This window comes from Streptomyces solincola, assembly GCF_002982015.1.
GTDB classification, from domain to species: Bacteria; Actinomycetota; Actinomycetes; order Streptomycetales; family Streptomycetaceae; genus Streptomyces; species Streptomyces solincola.
Genome location: NZ_PVLV01000543.1, coordinates 1 through 5,445 on the forward strand (window position 1 = coordinate 1; position 5,445 = coordinate 5,445).

Annotated in this window: 3 protein-coding genes and 1 pseudogene; 2 read left to right on the top strand and 2 right to left on the bottom strand. The window is 75.4% G+C overall.

From position 1 onward, the window contains the following. A pseudogene (locus C6N75_RS30975) lies at positions 1-267 on the top strand (maleylpyruvate isomerase family mycothiol-dependent enzyme); the annotation flags it as partial. Positions 268-332: 65 nt separating this feature from the next. Here C6N75_RS30975 and C6N75_RS26750 read toward each other — a convergent pair. After that, a complete protein-coding gene (locus tag C6N75_RS26750) occupies positions 333-1,037 on the bottom strand; it encodes a copper homeostasis protein CutC (protein ID WP_105871448.1) in 705 nt (234 codons plus the stop codon). 262 nt (positions 1,038-1,299) lie between these two features. On the opposite strand from C6N75_RS26750, the gene C6N75_RS26755 reads away from it, so the two are divergent. Further along, positions 1,300-3,675, top strand: a complete 2,376-nt coding sequence (locus C6N75_RS26755; protein ID WP_105871449.1) for a heavy metal translocating P-type ATPase — start codon at positions 1,300-1,302, stop codon at positions 3,673-3,675. On the opposite strand, the gene C6N75_RS26760 is transcribed toward C6N75_RS26755, so the two are convergent. Continuing rightward, positions 3,672-5,445: HelD family protein (locus tag C6N75_RS26760; protein ID WP_105871450.1), on the bottom strand; the 1,774-nt coding region annotated here is incomplete at its 5' end. The two genes, C6N75_RS26755 and C6N75_RS26760, sit on opposite strands and share 4 nt — an antisense overlap.

The window sequence follows — 5,445 nt, forward strand, 5'->3', positions numbered from 1 at the left end:
CCCGCCGCGTACGCGGGCCCGGCGCTCGGCCCCGCCCTGGCCCTGCTCGCCGCCGTCACCGAGGCCCGGGGCGGGGTGCCGCTCCACGCCGACCTCGACGACCGCGACGATCCGGTCCGGCTCGGCGCGGCCTCCGGCGAGCGGCCCCCGGCCCGCTACCTCGGCTCCTCGGCAACGCTGGTCCGGATCTACGCCGCGCGGCCGCTGACCGGCACCCGGTACGAGCTGGCCGGGGCGACGGAGGCCGAACTGGCCCTGTTCGACTGAGGGCTTCCGAGGACTCAGCGGACGCTTCCTCCGTGTCCGCCCGCGTTCGTCCGGCTGCCCGCGCCTCAGCTCTGGCCGTCCACCGCCGCCCGCCAGGTGCGGATCGCCGTGGGGGAGACCGGGGCGGTCCAGCCGGCGGGGCGGGCGGCGCCGCCGATGTGGAAGCCGGTGATCCCGGCGTCCCGCAGCCGGGGGACGTGCTCCAGCCGCAGCCCGCCGCCGACCAGGAGCCGGGTCTCGTAGCCGGGCTCGCCGAAACGCGCGGCCTCGGCCAGCAGCAGGTCCATGCCCTCGTCCACGCCGGCCGGGGAGCCCGCGGTCAGGAAGGTGTCCAGGCCGGGCAGGTCGGCGAGCGTCTTGCGTACCGCGTCCCGGTCGACTGCCCGGTCGATGGCCCGGTGGAAGGTCCAGCGGCAGCCGTCCAGCTCGGCGACCAGGCGCTCCACCGCGACCAGGTCCACATGCCCCTGCTGGTCGAGGAAGCCGAGCACGAACTCCTCGGCGCCCTCCTCGCGCAGCTCGTGCGCGGTGCGCACCAGCGCGTCCATCTCCGCCGGGCCGCCGGCCGCGAAGCCGTCCGCCTGCCGCAGCATCACCCGCAGCGGGATGTCGACGGCGGCGCGGACGCGGGCGTAGGTCTCCCGCGACGGGCTGAGTCCGTCCGCCGCGATGTCGGTGACCAGTTCCAGCCGGTCCGCTCCTCCCGCCTGGGCCGCGATCGCGTCCTCGGCGTCGAGGGCGATCACCTCCAGGACCGCACGGTTGCTCACGGGCACTCCATTCCTACAGGTCTAGTCCAATGGCCAGCGTAATGCGCGAGCGGGCCGGTGCGCAGCTCCGGCGGCCACCTTGGCCGGTCTGCGTCCCCGGCGTACGGGGTCGGGTACCCGCGATCGCGGGGCCGAGGGCTGCCGGGAGGCCGGGGGCGCTTGCGCGGAGATACGGTGGAGGGGTATAGATGAGAAGAGGAAAGGTACCCCTGGGGGGTATGTAGAGTGAGGGTATGAAGCAGCGACGGGAAGAGGAGCGGTCATGAGCACCAGCGGCCAGGCGACGACCACCAGCCCGGACCAGGCCCGGATCGAGCTGACCATCGGCGGGATGACCTGCGCCTCCTGCGCGGCCCGGATCGAGAAGAAGCTCAACCGCATGGACGGCGTCGAGGCCACCGTGAACTACGCCACCGAGAAGGCGCGGGTCTCCCACGCCCCGGAGGTCTCGGTCGCCGACCTCATCGCCACCGTCGAGGCCACCGGCTACACCGCCGAGCCGCCGCCGCCCGTGGCCGAGGAAGCAGACGGCGGGCCGACGGCGGACGACGCGGAGCCGGAGGAGCTGCGGACCCTGCGGTACCGGCTGGTCGCCTCGGTGGTGCTGGCCGTGCCGGTGATCGTCCTCGCGATGGTCCCGGCCTGGCAGTTCACCTACTGGCAGTGGCTCTCGCTGACCCTGGCCGCCCCGGTCGTCACCTGGGCCGCCTGGCCCTTCCACAAGGCGGCCGCGGTCAACGCCCGGCACGGCGCGGCCACCATGGACACGCTCATCTCGGTCGGCGTGAGCGCCGCGTTCCTCTGGTCGCTGTGGGCGCTGTTCCTCGGCCACGCGGGCATGCCCGGGATGACGCACTCCTTCAGCCTCACCGTCTCGCGCGGCGGCGGCGCCGGGAACATCTACCTGGAGGTCGCCGCCGGGGTGACGACCTTCATCCTGGCCGGCCGCTACTTCGAGGCCCGCTCCAAGCGCCGGGCCGGCGCCGCGCTGCGCGCACTGCTGGAGCTGGGCGCCAAGGACGTCACCCTGCTCGGCGCGGACGGGCGGGAGACCACCGTCCCGGCCAGCCGGCTCGCCCCCGGCGACCGGTTCGTCGTCCGCCCGGGCGAGAAGATCGCCACCGACGGGACGGTGCTGGAGGGCTCCTCCGCGGTGGACGCCTCGATGCTGACCGGCGAGTCCGTGCCGGTGGAGGTGCGCCCCGGCGACCCGGTCACCGGCGCCACCGTCAACGCCGGCGGCCGGCTCGTCGTGCGGGCCACCCGGGTCGGCGCGGACACCCAGCTCGCCCGGATGGCGAAGCTGGTCGAGGACGCCCAGAACGGCAAGGCCGCCGCCCAGCGGCTGGCCGACCGGATCTCCGCCGTCTTCGTGCCGGTCGTCATCGGCCTGGCGCTGGCCACCCTCGCGTTCTGGCTGGTCGACGGGGCGGGGCTGACCGCCGCGTTCACCGCCGCGGTCGCCGTGCTGATCATCGCCTGCCCCTGCGCGCTGGGCCTGGCCACCCCCACCGCCCTGCTGGTGGGCACCGGGCGCGGCGCCCAGCTCGGCATCCTGATCAAGGGCCCGGAGGTGCTGGAGACCACCCGGGCCGTCGACACCGTCGTACTGGACAAGACCGGCACCGTCACCACCGGCACCATGACCCTCCGGGCCGTGCACGTCACCGGCGACGACGGCGAGCCGACCGCAGCCGGAGCGCCGACCGAGGGCGAGGCGCCGACCGCAGCCGGGGCGCCGACCGAGGGCGAGGCGCCGACCGAGGCCGACGCGTTCACCGAGGACGACCTGCTGAGGCTGGCCGGCGCGGTCGAGCACGCCTCCGAGCACCCGATCGCCCGCGCCGTCGCCCGCGCCGCCGCCGAGCGGAGCGGCCCGCTGCCCGCTCCCGAGGACTTCGCGAACGTCCCCGGGCTCGGCGTCCAGGGCGTGGTCGAGGGGCACGCGGTCCTCGCCGGCCGGGAGAAGCTGCTCACCGAGTGGTCCATCACCCTGCCGCCCGAGCTGGCCGAGGCCAAGGAGGCGGCGGAGGCGGCCGGCCGCACCGCGATCTGCGTCGCCGTGGACGGCAGGGCCCGCGCGGTCCTGGAGGTCGCCGACGCGGTCAAGGACACCAGCGCCGAGGCCATCGCCCGGCTGCGCGCCCTCGGGCTCACCCCGATCCTGCTGACCGGCGACAACGAGGCCGTCGCCGCCACCGTCGCCCGCGAGGTCGGCATCGAGGAGGTCATCGCCGAGGTCATGCCCGAGGACAAGGTCGACGTCGTCAAGCGGCTCCAGGCCGAGGGCCGGTCGGTGGCGATGGTCGGCGACGGGGTCAACGACGCCGCCGCGCTCGCCCAGGCCGACCTGGGCCTGGCCATGGGCACCGGCACCGACGCCGCCATCGAGGCCGGCGACCTCACCCTGGTCCGCGGCGACCTGCGGGCCGCGCCCGACGCCATCAGGCTGGCCCGCCGCACCCTGTCCACCATCAAGGCCAACCTCTTCTGGGCCTTCGCCTACAACGTCGCCGCGATCCCGCTGGCCGCCTCCGGGCTGCTCAACCCGATGATCGCCGGGGCGGCCATGGCGTTCTCCTCCGTCTTCGTCGTCGGCAACAGCCTGCGGCTGCGCACCTTCAGGCCGACCGGCTAGCCGGCGTCCGCCAACTGCCGCGGCAGCGGGGCGGAGTGGACCACCACCAGACCGGACACCGCACGGGTCAGCGCCACGTACAGCCGGCGCAGGCCCGTGCGCTCGTCCGGTTCGCCGTCCACCACCGCCGCCGGCTCGTCCAGCACCACGTGGTCGTACTCCAGGCCCTTCGCCAGCGACGCCGGCACCAGCGTCAGGCGTACCTCCGCGGTGGTCTCCTCGCCCGGCGCGAGATACCCCAGCCCGGCCGCCGCGAGCGCCGCCGCCAGCGCCGGTACGCGGGCGTCCGCCGCGATCAGCCCGATCGACCCCTCCCGCCGCAGCGACTCCGCGCACGCCGCCACCACCGCCGCGTCCCGCCCGTCCGCCGCCGCCTCCCGCACCGCCAGCGACCCCGGCGCCTCGCGCACCGAGCGCACCCGCGCCAGTCCCGGCGACATGTGCGGCAGCAGCCGGGAGGCGTACGCGATGACCTCCCGCGGTACGCGGAAGCCGGCCGTCAGCTCCTCCACCAGCGCCTCCGGTTTGCCCAGGTGCGCCAGCGCCTCCGCCCAACTGGCCGTCGCCCACGGCGTGGTGCCCTGCGCCAGGTCCCCCAGCACCGTCGCCGAACCGGTGGAGCAGCGCCGCCCCACCGCCCGGTACTGCATCGGGGAGAGGTCCTGGGCCTCGTCCAGCACCACATGGCCCAGCGACGGCGTACGCGCCACCAGATCCGCCACCTCGTCCACCAGCACCGCGTCCGCCGCCGACCACTTCACCGACCGCACCGACCGCGCCGGCTTCTCCCACAGCACCGCCTTCTGCTCCTCGGCGTCCAGCAGCCCCTCCGCGTGCACCGCCAGGAACTCCGGGTCCGACAGCAGCCGCCAGACCAGCCGGGCCGGTTCCACCGCCGGCCACACCGCCTTGACCAGCGCCTTCACCGCCGGATTGCGCGCCACCTGGTCCTGCACCCGGTCGTCCGGGGCCTCGCCGGCCTGCTCCATCCGCACCAGCACCGCGTGCGCCACCCGCTGCGGCAGGGCCTCGCGCGCCGCCCCGTAGCGGATCTCCCGCTCCAGCAGCTCGCGGACCATCTCCTCCAGCTCGTACGCCGGGACGCGCCAGCGCCGCGAACCGCGCACCACCACCAGCGGCTCCGCCGGCATCGCCACATGCGAGCGCAGCGCCCGGCGCAGCACCCGCGCCATCCGGGCGTCGCCCTTGACCACGGCCGCCGCCGCACCGTCCGCGCCGCGCACCTCCACCTTCGCCGACGCCGCGACCAGCTCCTCCACCGTCGCCTGCCCCACCGCCAGCTCGCCGAGGGCCGGCAGCACCTGCTCGATGTAGTGCAGGAACGAGCGGTTCGGGCCGATCACCAGGGTGCCGGTACGGGCCAGCCGCTCCCGGTGCGCGTACAGCAGATACGCCACCCGGTGCAGCCCCACCGCCGTCTTGCCCGTCCCGGGCCCGCCCTGCACGCACACCGTGCCGGCCAGCCCGCTGCGCACGATCTCGTCCTGCTCGGGCTGGATGGTGGCCACGATGTCCCGCATCGGCCCCACGCGCGGCCGCTCGATCTCCGCCTGGAGGAGCCGGGAGACGGCCGGTGCCGCCCCCTCGTCCTCGGACAGCCGCTCGTCCTCGTACGCGGTCAGCTCCCCGCCGGTGTAACCGAACCGCCGCCGCAGCTCCACGCCCTGCGGGTCCTTTCTCGACGCCCGGTAGAACGGCTGCGAGACCGGCGCCCGCCAGTCCACCACCATCGGGTCGCCGTCCCCGTCG